Below are 19,160 nucleotides of genomic sequence, written 5' to 3'. Positions count from 1 at the left end.
CGGCCCGCCGCGCCCAAGGGAGAGATCGCGATGCCCCGCCGCCCCGCCCGCCCTGCCGCCAGCCGGTCCCGCTTCGACCACGGCGAACCCATCGCGGGCATCGATTCGCACCCGCTGGTCTTCGTCTCCCTGTTCGTCGCGGTGGTCTTCCTCATGCCCATGACGCAGGTGCGGACCCATGCGATCATGGTGGACCTGCCGTGGAGCTGGCCGGACGCCCCGCCCGAGACGCTGCCCTACCTCACCGTCGAGGTCGGCGCGGATGCCTCGATCCGGCTCGAAGGGGCTGAGGTGGCGCTCGGCGAGCTGGCGGATTGGATCGAGGCGAGCGGGCGGCACATCGTCCTCCTCAAAGCCGAGGCCGACGCGCCCTACGGCACACTCGCGCAGGTGCTCGCCCGCGTTACGGAGGCGGGGATCGCGCGGGACAGCATTTGCTTCGACAATGACGAACTCGCCCTCCACCGCCGCCTCCAGCGGATCGCGTTCCAGCCAGCGATGACCCTGATGGAGGACCCTGAACCACCGGAGCCGCTCGAACGCCCCCCGCACCCCTGCAACCAGTTCCAGCCGCCGCCGCTTTACTGATCCCCCGCCTCGCGCTCCGGTCCTTCTCCGGGAGCGATCCGCATCGCCTCGGCAACCAGCCCCTCGGCCTCGATCAGCAATTCGTCGTCGACCGCGCCCTGCGGCACGGCCTCGCGGCCGATCATTGTCATCACCGGCACGGCGAGCGGGCTGACGCGTTCCAGCTCGACATGGACCAGCTCGCGTTCGGAACGTTCCAATAGGTCCGCCAGCCGCCCCACATCCGTCATCCGCGCCCGCGCGTCCTGCCATGCGGCCTCCAGCAGCACGTGGTCCGGCTCGTACTTGCGCAGCACGTCGTAGATCAAATCGGTCGAGAAGGTGACCTGCTTGCCGGTCTTCTTCCTGCCCGGATGCTGCCGCTCGACAAGGCCGGAGATCACCGCGACCTCGCGGAAGGCGCGGCGCAGGAGGTGGCTCTCGGTCACCCAGTCCACGAATTCTTGCGTCAGGATGTCTGGCGACAACAGCGGCGCGGGATCCGTCACCGGTTTCAGCCCCCATACGGCGAGGCAGTAATCATTCGCCACGAACCCGCCCGGCAGCAGCCCCCGATCCTCCATCCGCCGGGTTATCAGCATCCCGAGGCTCTGGTTCGCGTTCCAGCCTTCGAAGGTGTAGTAGGCGCTGTAATGCTTGCCGCCGTGAGGGAAGCTCTCGACCAGCAGCTCGCCCGGCGCGGGCAGGCGGCTGCGGTAATCCTGCATTTCGAGCCATTCGCGCACGTCGTCGGGAAAGCGCGCCCAGCCCGCGCGGTCGGTCAGCATTTCCTGCACGCGGGTCGCAAGATGCGTGGTGAGCGGCAGGCGCAACCCGCCGTAGCTCGGGATGGTAGCGCTCTTCTTCGCCCCGCGCACGATCACGTCCATGTCCTTGAGGCTTTCGACCTCGAGGCTCATGCCGGCGAAGAAGAAGGTATCGCCCGGCGTTAGCTGCGCGGCGAAGCGTTCCTCGACCTTGCCGAGGCTGCGTCCGTTCCTGAAGCGGACATTGAGCATTTCGGAATCGACGATGATCCCGGCGTTCATCCGGTGGCGCTGGGCCTGGTTCGGATGGGCGAGCCGCCAGACGCCGTCCCGGCTGCGCACGATGCGCTTGAACTTGTCGTAGGCGCGCAAGGCATAGCCGCCGCTCTCGACAAAGGAGAGGACGCGCGCGAATTCCTCCTTGCCGAGCCATGCATAAGCCAATGAGGTGCGGATTTCGGCGAGCAAGGCGTCCTCGTGGAACTCGCCCGCGCAGGCGCAGGCCATGACGTGCTGGGCGAGCACGTCCAATCCGCCGGGGCGGAATTCCTCGCCGTCGCGCTGGCCTTCGTCGACCGCGTCCTTCGCCGCCATCGCCTCCAAGAATTCGAAGCGGTTGCCGGGGACCAGCACCGCGCGGCTTCGCGTATCGAGCCGGTGCCCTGCCCGCCCGATCCGCTGCAACAGGCGGGAGGAACCCTTGGGCGCGCCCATCTGCACGACGAGGTCGATGTCGCCCCAGTCCACGCCGAGATCGAGGCTCGCGGTGCAGACCAGCGCGCGCAGCTCGCCCGCGGCCATCGCGTCCTCGACCCGGCGGCGCGCTTCCTTCGACAGGCTGCCGTGATGGACGCCGATCGGCAGGTGATCCTCGTTCGCCTCCCACAGGCACTGGAAGATGAACTCGGCGAGGAAGCGCGTGTTGGTGAAGACGAGCGTCGTGCGGTTCGCCTTTATCGCTTCGTAGAGCTGCCCGACCGCCCAGCGCCCGGCATGACCGCCCCACGGCACGCGCTCTTCTATGGGGAGCAGGATTTCGACATCGGGCTCCGCGCCCTTCTCGCCCAGCACGAGGTCGGCGGCGAGGATTTCGCCCGTCTCGTCGGCGGGCTGCGGGGCGAGCCATTCGCGAAAGGCGCGTGGGTTCGCGAGCGTCGCGGACAGCGCCGCGCGGCGGGCCTCGGGCGCGATGGCGTGGAGCCGGGCGAGCGAGAGCGCGAGCAGATCGCCGCGCTTGCCGGTGGCGAAGGCGTGGATTTCGTCGATGACGATGCGCTTGAGACCTTTGAAGAGCTCGAAACTCTCCGGGTAGGACAACAGCAGCGAAAGGCTTTCGGGCGTCGTCAGCATCACGTGCGGCGGCTTTTCGCGCTGGCGCTTCTTCGCGTCCGAGGAGGTATCGCCCGAGCGCGTCTCGACCCGCAGCGGCAGGCCCATTTCCTCGACGGGAATCAGCAGGTTGCGCCGCACGTCATGGGCCAGCGCCTTCAGCGGCGAGACGTAGAGCGTGTGCAGCCCCTCGGGCGGCGCCTTCCCACCGAGCGCGGAAGGGGCGAAATCGCACAGCGTCGGCAGGAACCCCGCGAGCGTCTTGCCCGCGCCCGTGTCCGCGACGAGCAGCGCGTCGCGGCCCGCGCGCGCTTTCGCCAGCATTTCGAGCTGGTGGCGGCGGATGCGCCAGCCGCGGCCCGCGAACCAGTCGGCGATCTCGGGCGGGACCTGCGGGGAAGGCGGGGCGGTCAGGCGCGCCCCCTTGCCGCCAAGCCGCGCGCACTGGCCGAGGCGTCAAGCACGCGACTCGCAGGCCCGCCGCGAACCGCGAACGGCCCGCCCGGAATCGATGATTTCAACATATGTTTCAATTGCTTGACTTTCGCCAGATCGCGTCCGCTCCGCGCCGAGGCGTGGATATTGCCCCGGCCCCCGCGCGTTTCAACACTGCCTTCGTCCCCGAATCCCGCGAAGGCGCCCGTGCCGGGATGCTGCCCGCCCGGCGGGGCTATCGCCAAGGGCAGGATGGAGGACCCCGACCATGGCAGACCAGTATAACGACCACCCCCGACACAATTATCGCGACGACCAATACGACGACGCGCCCCGCTCGCACCAGGAAAGCCAGTTCGAACCCTATCGCGACGAACGCGGCCACGGGCAATACGGCGAAGGCAGCGACCGCTTCGACGAGCGCGGCTATGGCCGCTCCGACCGCTTCTACGAAGACGAACGCCGGGGCGGGCCGCGCGGCTATCGCGACGATGCCTTCGAAGACGAACGCGGCCGCAGCCGCCACGACCGCACGAACACGCGCAGCTATCCCGAAGACCGCGACCGCCTGCGCCGGCGCTCGACGCGCGGCGAGCGCAGCCCTTATGACGACGATGCCCGCTGGGGCACGATGGAAGGGCGTGAATGGGACCGCCTCGGCGGCTCGCGCCATTCCGGACGCCGCAACCCCGATCCCGTCCCGCCGGTCCAGCGGCCTTCGGATTCGCGCCGCAGCCCCGGCGCGTTCGACGACGACCGGCGCGGCTCGCGCCGGTCGTCGGACGACCGCGCGGATCGTTCCCGACCCGATCACCGGGGCCACGGCCCGGCCAATTACAAGCGCTCGGACGAGCGGCTGATGGAAGACGCCTGCGAGCGGTTGACCCACGACCCTGCGATCGACGCCCGGCAGATCACGGTCAAGGCGAAGGACAACGAGATCACGCTCGACGGCCATGTCTGGAGCCGCGGCGAGAAGCGCGATGCCGAGGACTGCGTCCACGAGGTATCGGGCGTGAAGCACGTCCAGAACAACCTGCGGATCGCGGAGCGTGACGAGCAGATTACGGGTGGTGGCGGTTCAAAAACCGCGCGCACCTGAACCGCGCCCGCACTCGACGGGAGGAGAGGGCCCCCGCCTTGCGGCGGGGGCCTTTTCGCGTGAGCGTCCTAGCCCCCGACGCTGTCCTCGTCCGGAGTGTCGGAGCCCGCCTGCTTGTCCTGCTGGACGGCGTTTCCGCCCTCCTGCGGCTCGGTGGCGGCGTGCCCGGCGGGCGCGAGGGTCGCGCCGAACAGGCCGGCGGCGATCAGTTTGCGCATGGTCCGCTTCCTCGAATGGCCTTGGCGTCTAGGGGTTCTCTACCAGTTCGCCGGTCGGTGCGATTGTAGGAATTGGCCTTTTCGCTTCGCGCGTCCGGTTCGCCCGTTCCGGCCGTGCGGATCGTCGGCCTATTCTTCGCCTTCCAGCGCCGCGGCTTCGGCCGCCGCTCCGATGTCGTCCCCGGCATCGCCCGAAAGGTTGGCGAGAATGTCCTCTTCGGAAAGGCCGGTCAGCGCGCGCACCCGCTCGCGCTCGGCCGCGTCCAGTTCCTCGTAGGCGCGGCGTTCGGGAAGGTCCCCGGTCGCCTCGGCGATGCGCGCCTCGATGTCCTCCATGCTCTCCATCAGCGCCGGAAGCGCCTCCATGCTCGCCCCGATCATGCGCGGATCGCTCGCCATGACGAAGCTCTCGCTGGCATAGCGGCGCCCGGTCGGGGTCGAGAAGAAGCCCTCGATCTCGGCCAGTTCGGCGGCGGAAAAGCGGATCGCGTAGAGTTCGGACATGGCCTTGCGCATGGGCGGCTCCATCACCGTCATCATCTCGCGCATGACTTGCGGGATGACGGCCATCTCGCGCTCCTGGCGATCCCGCCAGGCGGGATCGAACAGGGCGGCGAGTTCGGCCGCCTCGGCGTCGTCGAGGTCGAGCTCGAACGGCACCATGCCGAGCCCGCGCGCCGCCGTCGCGCGCGCGGGCGACGGGCCCATCTCCATCATCGGGCGCACGAGGTCGTCCATCATCTGGCCCATGATGTCGCCCATCGTGCCTTCCGGGATCATCGCCGCGACGATCCGCTCGGCGGCGGGCAGGCGCGCCTCCTGCTCCGCGGTGAGGGGTTCGCGCGGGAACAGCGCCTCCATCTGCGCCATCGCCTCGCGGAGCGGATCGGCGTTTGCGTCCCATTCCCCCGTCTCGCCCTCGGCGGCGAGATCGACTCCTTCTTCCGCCGGCGCGTCCTGCGCGGCGAGCGGCCCACCGAGCGACGCCGAGCAAAGCGCCAGTGCGAAAACGATCTTCCTCATCCCTGCGGTCCCTCCCCCGTTGCGCTCAGTGCCCGACGCTTTCGCCGCGTTCGAGGCCCGAGAGCGCGAGCTGTTCGTCGATCTGCGCCATCAGCCGCTCGAGCCCGTCCTCGCTGTCGCTTTCCGCGCGCGCGACGAGCACATCCTGCGTGTTCGAGGCGCGCAGCAGCCACCAACCGTCCTTGGTCGTCACCCGCACGCCGTCGGTCGCGTTGACGTCCTCGACATCGGGGCCGGGGTTGGTCTTGAGTCGCTCGGACACCTCGGCGATCGCGGCGAACTTGCGGCTCTCGTCGACCTGGAAGCGCATTTCCGGCGTGTTGAGCATGGCGGGCATGGCTTCGCGCAGCTCGGTCACGGATTTCCCGAGTCGCGCGCTCGCCGCGATCAGGCGCACGCCGGCATAGAGCGCGTCGTCGAACCCGTAATATTCGTCCGCGAAGAAGACGTGCCCGCTCATCTCGCCCGCGAGCGGCGAACCCGTTTCCTTCATTTTGGACTTGATGAGAGAATGGCCGGTCTTCCACATCAGCGGTTTGCCGCCATGCGCCGCGACCGCGTCGAACAGCGCGCGGCTCGCCTTCACATCGGCGATGATCGTCGCGCCGGCGTGGCGTTCGAGGACGTCCTCGGCATAGATCATCAGCAGCTGGTCGCCCCAGATCACCCTGCCCTCGCCGTCGATCGCGCCGATGCGGTCGCCGTCGCCGTCGAAAGCCACTCCGAAATCGAGCTTCTTCTCCGCGACCAACGCCCGAAGATCGGCCAGATTGGCTTCGACAGTCGGATCAGGATGGTGGTTTGGAAAATGTCCATCGACATCGGTAAACAGCAGATGATGTTCCCCGGGAAGCCGTGCGGCCAGCCGTTCGAGCGCGGGCCCGGCGGCCCCGTTGCCCGCATCCCAGCCGACCTTGAGGGTGGAGAGTTCGCCGGTGTCGATTCCGGCGAGACCCTCGAGCAGGCGCTCGACATACTCGCCCATGACATCGCGTTCGGTGACCTCGCCCGAGCCACTGGACCAGACCCCCTCTTCAGCGATTTTCCCGAGCTTCTGGATGTCGGCGCCGAAGAACGGACGCCCCTGAAATACCATCTTGAAGCCATTGTAGTTGGGGGGATTGTGGCTGCCAGTTATCTGAATGCCGCCATCTATCTCTTCACTTGAAGCCTCGGCGTAATAGAGCATCGGGGTCGGGCCGAGCCCGATCCGCACGACATTGCACCCGCCCGAGGTGAGCCCCTCGCACAGCGCGTGTTCGAGCATGGGGGAACTCATCCGCCCGTCATAGCCGATCGCGACCGTTTCGCCGCCGGCCTCGCGCAGCAGGGTGGCGAAGGACCGGCCGATGGCCCGCGCGTCGTCGGGGCCGAGGGTCTGGCCGATGATTCCGCGGATGTCGTATTCGCGCAGCACGCTCGGGTCGAAGTGGTGGCTCATATCGGGTTCTTTTCCTGCCCTGTGCTTGCGACCCCGCGCCGGACGGGGTCGGATATGTCGTTCTCGCGCGCGGGAAATGCCGGTTCGCCCGCCCCGCCGTCCGACCGACGAGCGCGCGCCTGTTCCCCCCGCCACGCGCCCCGGCGCGCGATTGCGCGCGTCGTGGACGCGATTTGTGTCAATACCGCGATGCGCCGCTCGCGCAAATGGAGAGGCTGCTCCGTCCCGCTCGGGGATGCGTCGGCCCGGCGCAGCGCCGGGGGCGCGCCCTTGGAGGCCGTGGCTGGTGGGGACGGGATTGGCCGCGCCGGCGCGGGCCGCTTCAATCGCCCCCGCCGCCATCCCCGCCCGCACCCGGGTCGCCGTTCGCCCCGCTCGCTCCGCCATCCGAAAGCTCGGCCAGAAGGAGGTCGCGCGCCGCGTTCGCCTCGTGCACCGCCGCGGACGAGCCGCCCCGGTCGGGATGGACCCGCGCAAGCACCCGCTTGTGCGCGGCGAGGATCTGGCCGCGCCCCGCGCGCTTGCCGACGCCCAGCAGGAGCCGCGCCTGCGCCAGTTCCCGCTCGCGCCCAGGCTGCGCGAACAGCCCGTCCCACGGCCAGCTGCCGAGCGCCCAGCGCCAGACGATCACGATCAGCAGGAGGATGATCGCCGCCTTGAGCATGGCCTCAGGCGAGCTCCAGCCGCGGCTCGGCCCCGGCGAATTCGGGCAGGTTCAGCACCTTGATCAGCGCGCGCAGTTCCTGCCGTGCGACAAGGTGGCTGGTGCCCAGTTCGCCGAGGTGCCCCTTGTCGAGCAGGGTGAGACCCGAGGGAAACAGCTCGCGGTAGATCACGCGCTCGGACAGCCCCTTGGTCACGCGGAAACCGACCCGCTTCGACATTTCGGTGAGCGCCTTTTCGATGCGCGCCATGTTGCGCGCCTCGACGTGGCCGGTGCGGTTGCGGACCACGATCCAGTCCATCTCGGGCCGCTTCTGCTCGAGCGTCGCCCGGCTGCGGCGCATCCGCGCTTCCCAGACGAGCTCGGCGAAGAAGGACAGCTTGCGCACCTTGAACGTCTCCCCGTCGACCTGCCCGATGAGGTCGAAATCGACGAAGCTGTCGTTCAGGGGCGTCACCAGCGTGTCGGCGTTCTCCACCGCCGCGCGGGCGAAAGGGTCGTCGCGGCCGGGATTGTCGACGATCAGGAAATCGCAGTCCGCCTCGAGCCGGGCCATCGCCGCAAGCAGCTTCTCGACGCTGTCCCCGGTGAAGACCTCGCAGGCCGGGGTCGGCAGGGTCATGGAGCGCAGTTCCATCGTGCGCACGCGGTTTTCCATGTAGCGAAAGCTGGTGCGCTGGCGCGGGTCGAGGTCGAGGATCGTCACCCGCGCCCCGAGATAGGCCAGCGCGACCGCGACATGGACCGCGGTGGTCGACTTGCCCGTGCCGCCCTTTTCGTTGGCAAAGACGATACGGTGCGCGGGCTTGCCTCGGGCGGCGGCGCTCGGGTCGTGGGTTTCGTCTGACATGGCGGCGGTGCTTCCCTTGGTGCGGCCCCGCCCGCGCGCGCACGCCGGCTTGTGAAGCGGGCTTGCGCTGGCCTAGGGGGCGAAAGGGCCAGTTACGGTCCAAGGTTTAGAGGTGGAGAGGAACGGGTGCAAACGGCAAGCACGCTCGATGTGTTGAGAACGGCGCTCGCGGCGCTCAGGAAAGGCGGCGCGACGGTCGGGCTCGTGCCGACCATGGGCGCGCTGCACGAAGGCCACCTCACGCTGGTGCGCCGCGCGCGCGAGGTATGCGACCACGTCGTGGCCTCGATCTTCGTCAACCCCACCCAGTTCGGCGAAGGCGAGGACCTCGACTCCTATCCACGCCAGCTCGCCGAGGATGCCGCCATGCTCGAGGCCGAAGGTGTCGCCCTGCTCTGGGCGCCCGGCGTCGAGGCGATGTATCCGGAAGGCTTCGCCACCAGCATCTCGGTCAAGGGCGTGAGCGAGGGGCTGTGCGGCGCTGCCCGGCCCGGCCATTTCGACGGGGTCGCGACCGTGGTCGCCAAGCTGTTCAACCAGGTCATGCCCGACCGGGCCTTCTTCGGGGAGAAGGATTACCAGCAGCTCGCCGTCATCCGCACCATGGCGCGCGATCTCGACCTGACCCGGCCCCACGCGGACGCGATCATCGGCGTGCCGACCGTGCGCGAGGCGGACGGGCTCGCGATGTCGAGCCGCAACCGCTACCTCTCGCCTGAGCAGCGCGCCGCCGCCGCGACCCTGCCCGCCGCGATGCGCGAGACGGTGGCGGGAATCGAGGCGGGAGAACCGGTCGCCCCGGCCCTTGCGGCGCTGGAAAAGCGGCTGGAGGCCGCAGGCTTCGACCGACCGGACTACGTCGCGCTCGCCGATGCGGCCTCGCTCGCGCCGCTCGATGCGCTCGGGACCGCGCCCGCCCGGTTGCTGGTCGCCGCGCGGATCGGCGGCACGCGGCTGATCGACAACATGGCGGTAAGCCCCCGGCCGGCCTGACCGGGCGCATATCGGCGTTGACGACAGCGCGGTTTCGGTGGCATTGGCGCTGCTCTGCCAAGCGGCACGCGGGCGGGTATAGCATAGTGGTAATGCTCCAGCCTTCCAAGCTGGCTAGAGGGGTTCGATTCCCCTTACCCGCTCCATACTCTCACCCGTGAACGATACGCGGCCCCAGAGGGGTTCGATTGTCCTCGCTGCGCTCGTTCGTCTGCGACTCCCCCTTACCCGCTCCATACTTTCGCCGATGCGCGAGACATGGCCGGAGAGGGGTTCGATTGTCCTCGCTGCGCTCGTTGCTCTGAGAGTCCCCCTTACCCGCGCGACCTTCACCTCCCGACCCGCAGTTTCCGGCCCTCCTCCGCCATAGCTGCGCTTCATTGTGCAGGTGCAAAAACTTGTTTGCGTCTCCCGCACCATACCCTAGGAAAGCGGCCCATGACGACCACGCTCACGCATCTCCAGCGGCTCGAGGCCGAGAGCATCCATATCTTCCGCGAAGTCGTGGCCGAGGCGGAAAATCCCGTCATGCTTTATTCGGTGGGCAAGGACAGCTCGGTCATGCTGCACCTTGCGCGCAAGGCGTTTTACCCCTCGCCGCCGCCGTTCCCGATGCTGCACGTCGCGAGCGGGTGGGACTTCCAGGATCTGCTCGACCACCGCGACCGCACGGTGAAGGAATACGGGCTCGAACTGATCGTCGCGCAGAACGAGGACGCCGAGGCGCAGGGCATCAACCCCTTCGACACCGGCAGCGCGCTTTATTCGCAGGCCCAGCTGACCGAGCCATTGAAGCGCGCGCTCACCGAGCACGGTTTCGACGCGGCCTTCGGCGGCGGGCGGCGCGACGAGGAAAAGGCGCGCGCGAAGGAGCGCGTGTTCTCGTTCCGCAACGCCGCGCACCGCTGGGATCCCAAGAACCAGCGGCCCGAGCTGTGGAACCTCTACAATGCCAAGAAGAACAAGGGCGAGAGCATCCGCGTCTTCCCGATCTCGAACTGGACCGAGCTCGACATCTGGCAATATATCGCGCTCGAAAAGATCGACATCGTCCCGCTTTACCTCTCGAAGAAGCGCCCGACCGTGGAGCGCGACGGGCTTATCCTGGTGGTCGACGATGATCGCTTCCGTTTCGAAGAGGGCGAGGAAGTGGTCGAACGTTCGGTCCGATTCCGCACGCTGGGCTGCTACCCGCTGACCGGCGCGACGGAAAGCGAAGCGACTGACATGAACGCGATCATCCAGGAAATGCTGCTTGCCACCGGTTCCGAGCGGCAGGGCCGCGCCATCGACAAGGGCCAGTCGGCCTCGATGGAAGACAAGAAGCAGGAAGGATACTTCTGATGGAAGGCTCCAGCCCCGCCGCGCCCGCTTCCGGTTTCGTCGCCGACGCGCTCATCGCCGAGGACATCGACGCCTATCTTCACCAGCACCAGCACAAGGGGCTGCTGCGCTTCATCACCTGCGGCAGCGTCGACGACGGCAAGTCGACGCTGATCGGGCGGCTGCTTTACGATTCGAAGATGATCTTCGAGGACCAGCTCGCCGCGCTCGAAAGCGACAGCAAGCGCCACGGAACGCAGGGCGACGAAATCGACTTCGCGCTGCTGGTCGACGGGCTTTCGGCCGAGCGCGAACAGGGCATCACCATCGATGTCGCCTATCGCTTCTTCACCACCGAAAAGCGCAAGTTCATCGTCGCCGACACGCCGGGGCACGAGCAATACACCCGCAACATGGTGACGGGCGCCTCGACCGCGGACCTCGCCGTGATCCTGGTCGATGCGAGGAAGGGCGTGCTGCAGCAGACGCGGCGCCATTCCTACCTCGTCCACCTGCTCGGCATCCGCCACATCGTGCTGGCGGTGAACAAGATGGACCTCGTCGATTACGACCAGTCCACCTTCGAACACATCGTTGCCGATTACCGCGCCTTTGCAAAGGACATCGGGATCGAGGACTTCACCGCGATCCCGATCTCGGGCTTCCGGGGCGACAACATCACCCGTGCACCGTCCGACAACACGACGTGGTATGGCGGCCCTTCGCTGATCGAACATCTCGAAACCGTCGAGGTCGCCGCCACCGCCGCCCAGGACCGCGCGCTGCGGATGCCGGTGCAATGGGTCAATCGCCCGAACCTCGACTTCCGCGGCTTTTCCGGCCTGATCGCGAGCGGCACGGTGCGTCCCGGCGACCCGGTGCGGATCGTGCCGGCGGGCAAGACCAGCACGGTGAAACGCATCGTCACCTTCGACGGCGATCTCGACGAAGCGGTCGCGGGCCAGTCGGTCACGCTCACGCTCGAAGACGAGGTCGATTGCTCGCGCGGCGACGTGATCGCGGCGGCCGGCGATCCGCCGGAAGCTTCCGACCAGTTCCGCGCGACCTTCGTGTGGCTTTCGGAGGACGCGCTCAAACCGGGACGCGGCTACTGGCTGAAGCTCGGCACGCAGATGGTCACGGCCAACGTGCAGGAGCCCGAATACGAGATCGACGTGAACTCGCTCGATCACCTCGCGGCCAAGACGCTGGAGCTGAATTCCATCGGGGTCGCCGATTTCTCGACCGACCGGCCGATCACTTTCGAGCCATACGAGAAAAGCCGGCAATTGGGCGGCTTCATCCTGATCGACAAGTTCACCAATGCGACGGTGGGCGCGGGGATGATCCGGTATTCGCTGCGCCGGGCGCAGAACGTCCACTGGCAGCCGACCACGATCACCCGCGAGGACCATGCGGCGCTCAAGAACCAAGTGCCGCGCGTGCTGTGGTTCACCGGGCTTTCGGGCTCGGGCAAGAGCACCATCGCCAACGAGGTCGAAAAGCGCCTCGCGGTGATGAACCGCCACACCTTCCTGCTCGACGGGGACAATGTCCGCCACGGCCTCAACCGCGATCTCGGCTTCACCGAGAACGACCGGATCGAGAACATCCGCCGCGTCGGTGAGGTGGCCAAGCTGATGGCGGATGCGGGGCTGATCGTGCTCACGGCCTTCATCAGCCCCTTCCGCGCCGAGCGGCGGATGGTGCGCGAGATGCTGCCCGAAGGCGAATTCATCGAGATCTTCGTCGACACCCCGCTCGAAGTCGCCGAACAGCGCGACGTGAAGGGGCTCTATGCCAAGGCGCGCAGCGGCAAGCTCAAGAACTTCACCGGGATCGACAGCCCCTATGAGCCGCCGGAAAACCCCGAGATTATCGTCAACACGGTCGAGATGACGCCCGCGGAAGCGGCGCAGCACATCATCGACGCGATCCTGCCGCTCAAGTGAGCGCAGAAAACGGGGCAGCATTGGGGGCAAGAATGACCGACGCACAGCTCGCCGCGCATCTCGCCGAAGTCGCGGGCCGCATCCTTGTAGAGGTCCGCGCGAGCGGCGTCTTCGAGGGCAAGGCGCTTGGCGCTGCCGGCGATGCCACGGCCAATGAATTCCTGTGCCACGCGATCCGCGCGGCGCGGCCCGACGACGGGCTCCTTTCCGAAGAGGAAAAGGACGGCACGGCTCGGCTCGACAAGGAGCGCGTGTGGATCGTCGATCCGGTCGACGGCACGCGCGAATATGGCGAACAGCGCGCCGACTGGGCGGTCCATGTCGGGCTATCCATCGGCGGCGAGGCGAAAGTGGGCGCAGTCGCTCTACCCGGGCTGGGCGGCGGCGTGGTGCTGCGCTCCGACCGCCCCGCCCCGCTCGCCGAGGCCGCCGCGAAACCGCGCTTCCTCGTCAGCCGCACCCGCCCCGCACGCGAGGCGGAGGACGTCTGTGCCGCGATGGACGGCGAGCTCGTGCCGATGGGCAGCGCCGGGGCCAAGGCGATGGCGGTGGTGCGCGGCGAGGCGGAAATCTACCTCCATTCGGGCGGGCAATACGAATGGGACAGCTGCGCGCCGGTCGCGGTGGCGGCGGCGCACGGCCTGCATTGTTCGCGCATCGACGGCTCGCCGATCCGCTACAACAACGCCGACACCTACCTCCCCGACCTCCTGATCTGCCGCCCGGAATACGCCGGGGAAGTGCTGCGCAGGGTCGCCGCGCTGGGCTAGCTAGTCCGCGTCTTCCGCGCTCGCGTCCGCCGGGTCGTCCGGCACGGTTTCCTCGGGGACCGGGACCACGGCGACCTCGACCCGTCGGTTGCGCGCCCGCCCGGCCTCGTTGGGCGATCCGTCGGGCAGCGCGTTGGGCGCGACCGGGTTCTGTTCTCCGAAGGGGATCACCCGGATGCGATCCGCCGCGATCCCGTTTTCGACCAGCCACGCCTTGACCAGTTCCCCGCGCTTTTCGGACGCGCGCATATTGCCTGTGTCGCTGCCTTCGGAATCGGTGTGGGAGCGCAGCACGATCGGCGCACCGGTCGCGACCTGTTCGGATTCGAGCACCTGCTCGAGCGTCGCCTTGGCCTCCTCGTCCAGCTCCATGCCGCCCTCGGGAAAGCCGATGGTCAGATCGAGCGGTTCAAGCGGGACTTCGGGCAGGTCTGGCAATTCGGGCGGTTCGATGTCGGGCCGCAAGATCGAGACCGGGGCCGGTTCTTCCTCGTCCTCTTCGGCGGCATCGGCCTCGGACGTGCTTGCGGATTGCGGGTCTTCGGCGTCGTCGGTCCTGTCCTGGCACGCGGCAAGGGCGAGGGCCAGGATCGGGGCCAGCGCCAGCGGGGCCAGGGTCTTCGTAGTTCTCATCTGCTCCTCATGTGCGTTTCGTTTTCTTGGCCTTGTCCCCCCGCGCTATATAAGTCATCCGGGCTGGGGCTTGCCGGGAGACCCCTTCTCGGCGTTTCCTTCGGCCTTCTGCCGCCCGGCCTCCTTGACCGCGCGCTTCGCCGCCTTTTCCTCGGGCGTCTTCAGCTGCGGCGGGGAGAAGGAGATGATCACGTCGCCCGCGCGCGGCTCGGGCCTTGCGGCGTGGGTGAAAAAGCGCAGCGTTCCGCCCTCGCGCACCAGCAGCAGCATATTGGCGCTGTCGGGCAGTTTCTGCTGCGCGTCCTCGAAGGCGAAGGCGTCGGACAGCTTGGTCTTGCGAAAGACCCAGCCCTGCTGCTGGCGTTCCTGGACGTCGTCGACGCCGAAGCCGCTTTCGAACAGCGCCCGCCCGCGGATCGATTCGGGCAGCGAGTGGCGGTCGTTCTCGTCGCGGCTTTCGCCCAGCTGGTAGACGCTGTCGCGCCCGATCTCGTGCGCGAATTCATTGCAGACGAGCGCGTTGTATGCCTCGTTCTCGGTCGCCGCGACCAGCACCTGGTAGGGCGAGAGGTCGAGATTGTGCTCGGTCGCCTCGTTCAGGATCTCGCCGTGGTAGAAGGGCAGCCCCTCGCGCCGCGCGGCGCCGAGCCGCTGCCAGCTCGCATCGACGATCATGATCGGGGTCTTGAGCGCCTGCATCTCCTTGGCGAGCGCGATGGTCCACGGGGTCGAACCGACGATCAGCAGGCCGGGGCGCGAAGTGCCCTTCACCCCGAGCCAGCGCGCGACGATGTCGACGCTGAAGCCGTGCGCGACGACGGTCGCGAAGACCACGGCGAAGCTCAAGGCGGTGAGCACCTGCCCGCTGCCATAGCCGAGATCGGCGAGGCGCAGCGCGAACAGGCCCGAAATCGCGACCAGCACGATGCCGCGCGGGGCGATCCAGGCGACGAACAGCCGCTCGTTCCAAGGCACGCGCGATCCCAGCAGGCTGACCAGCACGGTCACCGGGCGCACCACGAACAGCAGGACGAGGATGAACAGGGCGAAGCGCTGGCCGACCGGCTCGCGCGGGTCGAGATAGGCGAGGTCGGCTGGCGTCAGGCTGGCCGAAAGCAGGATGAAGATACCCGACACCAACAGGACCGCGACGTTCTCCTTGAAGGGATGGATCGAGCGCAGCGAGGTGAAATCGGTGTTGGCGAGCGTCACGCCCATCACCGTCACCGCGACCAGCCCTGCCTCGTGTTCGATCTGGTTGGTGAAGACGAAGACCCCGATCACGCTCGAGAACAGGACGGGGACCTTGAGATATTCGGGGATGCCCCCGCGCGGAAAGACGAAGGCGACCGCGCGCGCAGCGGCATAGCCGATCAGGCCCGAGATGATCGCGGCGATGATCAGCGGCGGGACGACATCGACCAGCGTCGCGTCGGGAAATTCGTTGATGCGGCGGAAATATTCATAGGCGACGACCGCGCAAAGCGCCCCGGTGGGATCGTTCACGATCCCTTCCCACTTGAGGATGTTGCTCGGCCTCGTCTGGATGTTCGCCTGTCGCAGCAGCGGGATGACGACGGTCGGACCGGTGACGATCAGGATGCCGCCGAACAGCACCGCGACGGGCCAGGCGAGCCCGGCGATGTAGTTCGCAGCGAAAGCGCCGAGCGCCCAGCCGACCGCGACGCCGACGGTGGCGAGCCGCCACACCGCGCTGCCGGAATCGCGCAATTCCCTGAGGTCGAGGCTCAGCCCGCCTTCGAACAGGATCAGCGCGACGCCGATGCCGATGGCAGGATCGAGCAGGTCTCCGAAGGCCGCTTCGGGATCGATGATGCGATAGCCCAGCTCGCCCGCGACCGGCCCTGCGAGGAAGCCGGCGGCGAGCATCAGGACGATCGCCGGCCAGCCCGTGCGCCAGGCGAGCCACTGCGCCCCGATGCCGAGGATGCCGATCGCGGCGATGACGAGTGCTTGCGATTCCATGCCGGGGTTCGGTCTCCTCCTCCCGTGGGATCAATGCCCCGCGCGCGCGCGCGTTCCGGGGCGGCGGAATGGCTAGGGGCGGCTGCTGCGGCCTAGTCGCCCTCGAATTCCATCAGCGTGCCGACCTCGACGCCGGCTTCGCGCAGGCGGCGCGCGCCGCCGAGGTCGGGCAGGTCGATCACGAACAGCGCCTGCTCGACCACCGCGCCCGCGCGCCGCAGCAGTTCGACCGCGGCGAGCGCCGTGCCGCCGGTGGCGATGAGGTCGTCGACGATCGTCACCTTCTGTCCCGGCCGGATCGCGCCCGGGTCCATTTCGAGCCGATCCTTGCCGTATTCGAGGTCGTATTCGACGTGGATCGTCTCGACCGGCAGCTTGCCCGGCTTCCTCACCGGGATGAAGCCCGTGCCGAGCGCAATGGAAACCGCCGCCCCGAAGATGAAGCCGCGCGCTTCCATGCCCGCGATGTCCTCGGCGCCGCCGTCCTTCGCCATGTCGGCGAGATGGTGCACGCTCGAGGCGAGCGCGCGCGGGTGGCCGATCACCGTGGTGATGTCGCGGAACTGGATGCCGGGCAGGGGAAAGTCGGGCACGGTGCGCACCAGCGCCTTGATCTCTTGCGGAGAAAGCCGCGGCTCCATGGTCGTCGTCCCGGTCATCATCTGTCCCCGTCGCCTGCGCTGCCCCCTAGAAAGCATGACGCCCCACCATCCGCAAGGGACGATGGGGCGCCGGTGCCTGCAATGCTGCGCCGCGGGGCGCTGCGCGCTTATTTCTTCTTGGGCTTCTTCCCGGCCCAGACCTGCTTGTAGGACAGGAAGGCCAGCGCCGTCATGAACAGCAGGAAGCCGATCACGACCCAGCCGGTCTGCTTGCGCTGGATCATCTTGGGCTCCGCCGTCCACGCGAGGAAAGCGGTGACGTCGGCCGAGATCTGCTCGGCAGTCGCTTCGGTCCCGTCGGGATAGGTCACCAGGCCGTCATAGATCTGTTGCGGCATGGCGAGGTTCACGTTCGGGAAGTAGACGTTGGCATAGAGGCCCGGGGGCGTTTCGAAGCCGGTCTTCTCCAGCAGCTCCGGATCGAGCTCCTTGTAGCCGAGATTGAGCGAATAGACGTAGTGAACGCCGTCCGGCCGCGCCTTGGTGATGAGCGAAAGGTCCGGCGGATAGGCGTTGTTGTTCGCCAGCCGTGCCGCGGTCTCGTTGGGATAGGGCGCCGGGAAATGGTCGGTCGGCTTGGCCGGCACGAGCACTTCCTCGCCGGTGTTGGGGTCGATGCCCGGAACCTGCCAGCTCGCCGCCTCGGCGCGGACTTCCTCTTCGGAAAAGCCGATTTCCTCAAGGTTGCGGAAGGCGACATACTTGAGCGAGTGGCAGCTCGAGCAGACCTGCTTGTAGACCGAATAGCCGCGCTGCAGCTGGGCCTCGTCCCACTTGCCGAGCGGGCCTTCGAACGAGAACCCGCCCGCGGGCGCGATCAGCTCTTCCTTGAAGGCGTAGTAATCCGGCTTTTCCGGCGACGAATAATTGAGGGCACCGGGCAGGAGCGACCACAGGACGAGGACGCCCGTGATCACGAGGCCGATGATGATGCCTGCGAGGCGGATGGTCATGACCGAACTCTTTCTCGTTATCGGGTCGAGTTGAAGGCGGGGCGGGGGCGGCGCGGGCCGCCCCTCACCGGTTTCATTCTGCGGGGGCGAGCGAACCGTCGGGATCGCTCCCGGGGAGCGGCTTGACCGCGGCTTCGGGCTTGTCGCCGCCGCCCGGCGTGCTGCCCGGCTTGTCGTCCGAGCCGAGCACCGCCTCGGTGATCGAGAAGGGCAGCGGCTTGGGCACTTCGATCTGGCTCACGATCGGCAGGATCACGAGGAAGTGCAGGAAGTAATAGGCAGTGGCGATCTGGCTCAGGATGACCCAGGGTTCTTCCGCCGGCGAACCGCCGCAGATCGTCAGCAGGATCATGCAGGGGATGAGGCCGAACCAGAAGAACTTCTTGAACAGCGGGCGATAGCTGCCCGAGCGCACCGGGCTCTTGTCGAGCCAGGGCAGGAAGAACCACACCAGGATCGAGCCGAACATCGCGATCACGCCGAGCAGCTTGGCCGGGACCAGCGTGATGCCGAACAGCGCGAGGTCGCCGGTGAAAGCGCGCAGGATCGCGTAGAACGGCAGGAAGTACCATTCGGGAACGATGTGCGCCGGGGTCGAGAGCGGATTCGCCTCGATGTAGTTGTCCGGGTGGCCCAGCACGTTCGGCAGGAAGAAGACGAACAGCGAATAGATGATCAGGAACACGCCCAGCCCGAAGCCGTCCTTCGCCGTGTAGTACGGGTGGAACGGCACGGTGTCGCTTTCCTGCTTCACCTCGACGCCGGTCGGGTTCGACGAACCCGGGATGTGCAGCGCCCAGATGTGGAGGATCACGACGCCCGCGATCACGAAGGGCAGCAGGAAGTGGAGCGAGAAGAAGCGCGAAAGGGTCGCGTCGTTCGGGGCATAGCCGCCCACGAGCCAGACCTGCAGCGGCTCGCCGATCAGCGGGATCGCGCCGAACAGGCCGGTGATGACCTTGGCACCCCAGAAGCTCATCTGGCCCCAGGGAAGCACGTAGCCCATGAAGGCGGTCGCCATCATCAGCAGGAAGATCACGACGCCCAGCAGCCAGATCATCTCGCGCGGAGCCTTGTAGCTGGAATAGTACAGGCCGCGGAAGATGTGCAGGTAGATGACGATGAAGAAGAAGCTCGCCCCGTTCGCGTGGGCATAGCGCAGCGCCCAGCCCCAGTTCACGTTGCGCATGATGTGCTCGACCGAGGCGAAGGCGACGCCGGTGTCGGATTCGTATTGCATCGCGAGCACGACGCCGGTGATGATCTGCAGCATGAGGCAGAACCCGGCCAGAACGCCGAAATTCCACATATAGTTGAGGTTGCGCGGCACGGGATAGCCCGCACCCACCGCGTTGTAGACCAGCCGCGGCACCGGCAATTTCTCGTCGATCCACTTCGTGAAAGCGGATTTCGGCTCGTATTGTTTTGCCCAGGCGAAGCTCATGGCGTTCTCTTCGGTTACTGCGTTGCTGGTCGGGTCGGTTATCGTTTC

At 67.4% G+C, this 19,160-nt stretch carries 17 protein-coding genes and 1 tRNA gene; 7 read left to right on the top strand and 11 right to left on the bottom strand.

What is annotated here, in order from left to right; genetic code table 11:
• Positions 1–30: 30 nt before the first annotated feature.
• The gene (locus G9473_RS13990) at positions 31–588 is read left to right on the top strand and encodes a biopolymer transporter ExbD (protein ID WP_291134043.1); all 558 of its coding nucleotides are present in this window, start codon (positions 31–33) and stop codon (positions 586–588) included.
• Here the strand turns inward: G9473_RS13990 and G9473_RS13985 are convergent.
• Entirely contained in the window at positions 582–3,077 is a 2,496-nt protein-coding gene (locus G9473_RS13985) for a ligase-associated DNA damage response DEXH box helicase (RefSeq protein ID WP_291138491.1), read from the bottom strand. The two genes, G9473_RS13990 and G9473_RS13985, sit on opposite strands and share 7 nt — an antisense overlap.
• 289 nt (positions 3,078–3,366) lie before the next feature.
• Between G9473_RS13985 and G9473_RS13980 the strand changes: the two genes are divergently transcribed.
• Positions 3,367–4,200 carry a BON domain-containing protein gene (locus G9473_RS13980; protein WP_291134042.1) on the top strand — a complete coding sequence of 278 codons (834 nt, stop codon included), beginning with the start codon at positions 3,367–3,369 and terminating at the stop codon, positions 4,198–4,200.
• Positions 4,201–4,268: 68 nt separating this feature from the next.
• Here G9473_RS13980 and G9473_RS13975 read toward each other — a convergent pair whose 3' ends face one another.
• The 5 genes from G9473_RS13975 to G9473_RS13955 all read right to left on the bottom strand — a co-directional run bounded on the left by G9473_RS13975 (position 4,269) and on the right by G9473_RS13955 (position 8,396).
• A complete protein-coding gene (locus G9473_RS13975) occupies positions 4,269–4,418 on the bottom strand; it encodes a hypothetical protein (RefSeq protein WP_291134039.1) in 150 nt (49 codons plus the stop codon).
• A gap of 129 nt (positions 4,419–4,547) precedes the next feature.
• The gene (locus G9473_RS13970) at positions 4,548–5,441 is read right to left on the bottom strand and encodes a DUF2059 domain-containing protein (protein WP_291134038.1); all 894 of its coding nucleotides are present in this window, start codon (positions 5,439–5,441) and stop codon (positions 4,548–4,550) included.
• 25 nt (positions 5,442–5,466) lie between these two features.
• Complete coding sequence (pgmG, locus tag G9473_RS13965) at positions 5,467–6,882, bottom strand: phosphoglucomutase/phosphomannomutase PgmG (RefSeq protein ID WP_291134036.1); 1,416 nt, start codon at positions 6,880–6,882, stop codon at positions 5,467–5,469.
• Positions 6,883–7,204: 322 nt separating this feature from the next.
• A complete protein-coding gene (locus G9473_RS13960) occupies positions 7,205–7,546 on the bottom strand; it encodes a molecular chaperone DnaJ (RefSeq protein ID WP_291134034.1) in 342 nt (113 codons plus the stop codon).
• A gap of 4 nt (positions 7,547–7,550) precedes the next feature.
• Positions 7,551–8,396 (bottom strand): division plane positioning ATPase MipZ, encoded by an 846-nt coding sequence (locus G9473_RS13955; protein ID WP_291134033.1) that lies wholly within the window; start codon positions 8,394–8,396, stop codon positions 7,551–7,553.
• A 126-nt stretch (positions 8,397–8,522) separates the two neighbouring features.
• Here G9473_RS13955 and panC point away from each other — a divergent pair, with 126 nt between their 5' ends.
• The 5 genes from panC (at position 8,523) to G9473_RS13930 (ending at position 13,434) form a co-directional block, all read left to right on the top strand.
• A complete protein-coding gene (gene panC / locus G9473_RS13950; RefSeq protein WP_291134031.1) occupies positions 8,523–9,389 on the top strand; it encodes a pantoate--beta-alanine ligase in 867 nt (288 codons plus the stop codon).
• A gap of 72 nt (positions 9,390–9,461) precedes the next feature.
• Positions 9,462–9,535 (top strand) — tRNA-Gly (locus tag G9473_RS13945).
• A 292-nt stretch (positions 9,536–9,827) separates the two neighbouring features.
• Positions 9,828–10,733 carry a sulfate adenylyltransferase subunit CysD gene (gene cysD / locus G9473_RS13940; RefSeq protein ID WP_291134029.1) on the top strand — a complete coding sequence of 302 codons (906 nt, stop codon included), beginning with the start codon at positions 9,828–9,830 and terminating at the stop codon, positions 10,731–10,733.
• Positions 10,733–12,664, top strand: coding sequence for a sulfate adenylyltransferase subunit CysN (cysN, locus tag G9473_RS13935; protein ID WP_291134028.1), 1,932 nt, complete (start codon positions 10,733–10,735; stop codon positions 12,662–12,664). The genes cysD and cysN overlap by 1 nt, the downstream gene beginning before the upstream one ends.
• Before the next feature lie 32 nt (positions 12,665–12,696).
• Entirely contained in the window at positions 12,697–13,434 is a 738-nt protein-coding gene (locus G9473_RS13930) for a 3'(2'),5'-bisphosphate nucleotidase CysQ (protein ID WP_291134026.1), read from the top strand.
• Here G9473_RS13930 and G9473_RS13925 read toward each other — a convergent pair whose 3' ends face one another.
• The 5 genes from G9473_RS13925 to G9473_RS13905 form a co-directional block, all read right to left on the bottom strand.
• Positions 13,435–14,067: an OmpA family protein gene (locus G9473_RS13925; RefSeq protein WP_291134024.1), complete on the bottom strand. Its 633-nt coding sequence runs from the start codon at positions 14,065–14,067 to the stop codon at positions 13,435–13,437. It lies immediately after the preceding gene.
• Positions 14,068–14,121: 54 nt separating this feature from the next.
• Complete coding sequence (locus tag G9473_RS13920) at positions 14,122–16,053, bottom strand: sodium:proton antiporter (RefSeq protein ID WP_291134022.1); 1,932 nt, start codon at positions 16,051–16,053, stop codon at positions 14,122–14,124.
• A gap of 92 nt (positions 16,054–16,145) precedes the next feature.
• Complete coding sequence (locus G9473_RS13915) at positions 16,146–16,715, bottom strand: adenine phosphoribosyltransferase (RefSeq protein ID WP_291134020.1); 570 nt, start codon at positions 16,713–16,715, stop codon at positions 16,146–16,148.
• Between the two features lie 107 nt (positions 16,716–16,822).
• Entirely contained in the window at positions 16,823–17,668 is an 846-nt protein-coding gene (locus G9473_RS13910) for a cytochrome c1 (RefSeq protein WP_291134018.1), read from the bottom strand.
• A gap of 73 nt (positions 17,669–17,741) precedes the next feature.
• Positions 17,742–19,112, bottom strand: coding sequence for a cytochrome b/b6 (locus G9473_RS13905; protein WP_291134016.1), 1,371 nt, complete (start codon positions 19,110–19,112; stop codon positions 17,742–17,744).
• Positions 19,113–19,160 lie beyond the last annotated feature (48 nt).

Origin of the sequence: Erythrobacter sp. (genome assembly GCF_011765465.1) — a bacterium.
Classification (GTDB): domain Bacteria; phylum Pseudomonadota; class Alphaproteobacteria; order Sphingomonadales; family Sphingomonadaceae; genus Erythrobacter.
Note: the sequence above shows the minus strand (reverse complement) of the source record. Positions and strands in the feature narration are given on the sequence as shown.

Bases quoted from the DNA above. Each gene is read 5' to 3' on its own strand.
- cysN (WP_291134028.1), top strand. From the start codon at position 10,733: ATGGAAGGCTCCAGCCCCGCCGCGCCCGCTTCCGGTTTCGTCGCCGAC.
- G9473_RS13990 (WP_291134043.1), top strand. From the start codon at position 31: ATGCCCCGCCGCCCCGCCCGCCCTGCCGCCAGCCGGTCCCGCTTCGAC.
- G9473_RS13925 (WP_291134024.1), bottom strand. From the start codon at position 14,067: ATGAGAACTACGAAGACCCTGGCCCCGCTGGCGCTGGCCCCGATCCTG.
- G9473_RS13955 (WP_291134033.1), bottom strand. From the start codon at position 8,396: ATGTCAGACGAAACCCACGACCCGAGCGCCGCCGCCCGAGGCAAGCCC.
- G9473_RS13970 (WP_291134038.1), bottom strand. From the start codon at position 5,441: ATGAGGAAGATCGTTTTCGCACTGGCGCTTTGCTCGGCGTCGCTCGGT.
- G9473_RS13960 (WP_291134034.1), bottom strand. From the start codon at position 7,546: ATGCTCAAGGCGGCGATCATCCTCCTGCTGATCGTGATCGTCTGGCGC.
- G9473_RS13905 (WP_291134016.1), bottom strand. From the start codon at position 19,112: ATGAGCTTCGCCTGGGCAAAACAATACGAGCCGAAATCCGCTTTCACG.
- G9473_RS13980 (WP_291134042.1), top strand. From the start codon at position 3,367: ATGGCAGACCAGTATAACGACCACCCCCGACACAATTATCGCGACGAC.
- G9473_RS13910 (WP_291134018.1), bottom strand. From the start codon at position 17,668: ATGACCATCCGCCTCGCAGGCATCATCATCGGCCTCGTGATCACGGGC.
- cysD (WP_291134029.1), top strand. From the start codon at position 9,828: ATGACGACCACGCTCACGCATCTCCAGCGGCTCGAGGCCGAGAGCATC.
- G9473_RS13915 (WP_291134020.1), bottom strand. From the start codon at position 16,715: ATGATGACCGGGACGACGACCATGGAGCCGCGGCTTTCTCCGCAAGAG.
- G9473_RS13975 (WP_291134039.1), bottom strand. From the start codon at position 4,418: ATGCGCAAACTGATCGCCGCCGGCCTGTTCGGCGCGACCCTCGCGCCC.
- G9473_RS13920 (WP_291134022.1), bottom strand. From the start codon at position 16,053: ATGGAATCGCAAGCACTCGTCATCGCCGCGATCGGCATCCTCGGCATC.
- pgmG (WP_291134036.1), bottom strand. From the start codon at position 6,882: ATGAGCCACCACTTCGACCCGAGCGTGCTGCGCGAATACGACATCCGC.
- G9473_RS13930 (WP_291134026.1), top strand. From the start codon at position 12,697: ATGACCGACGCACAGCTCGCCGCGCATCTCGCCGAAGTCGCGGGCCGC.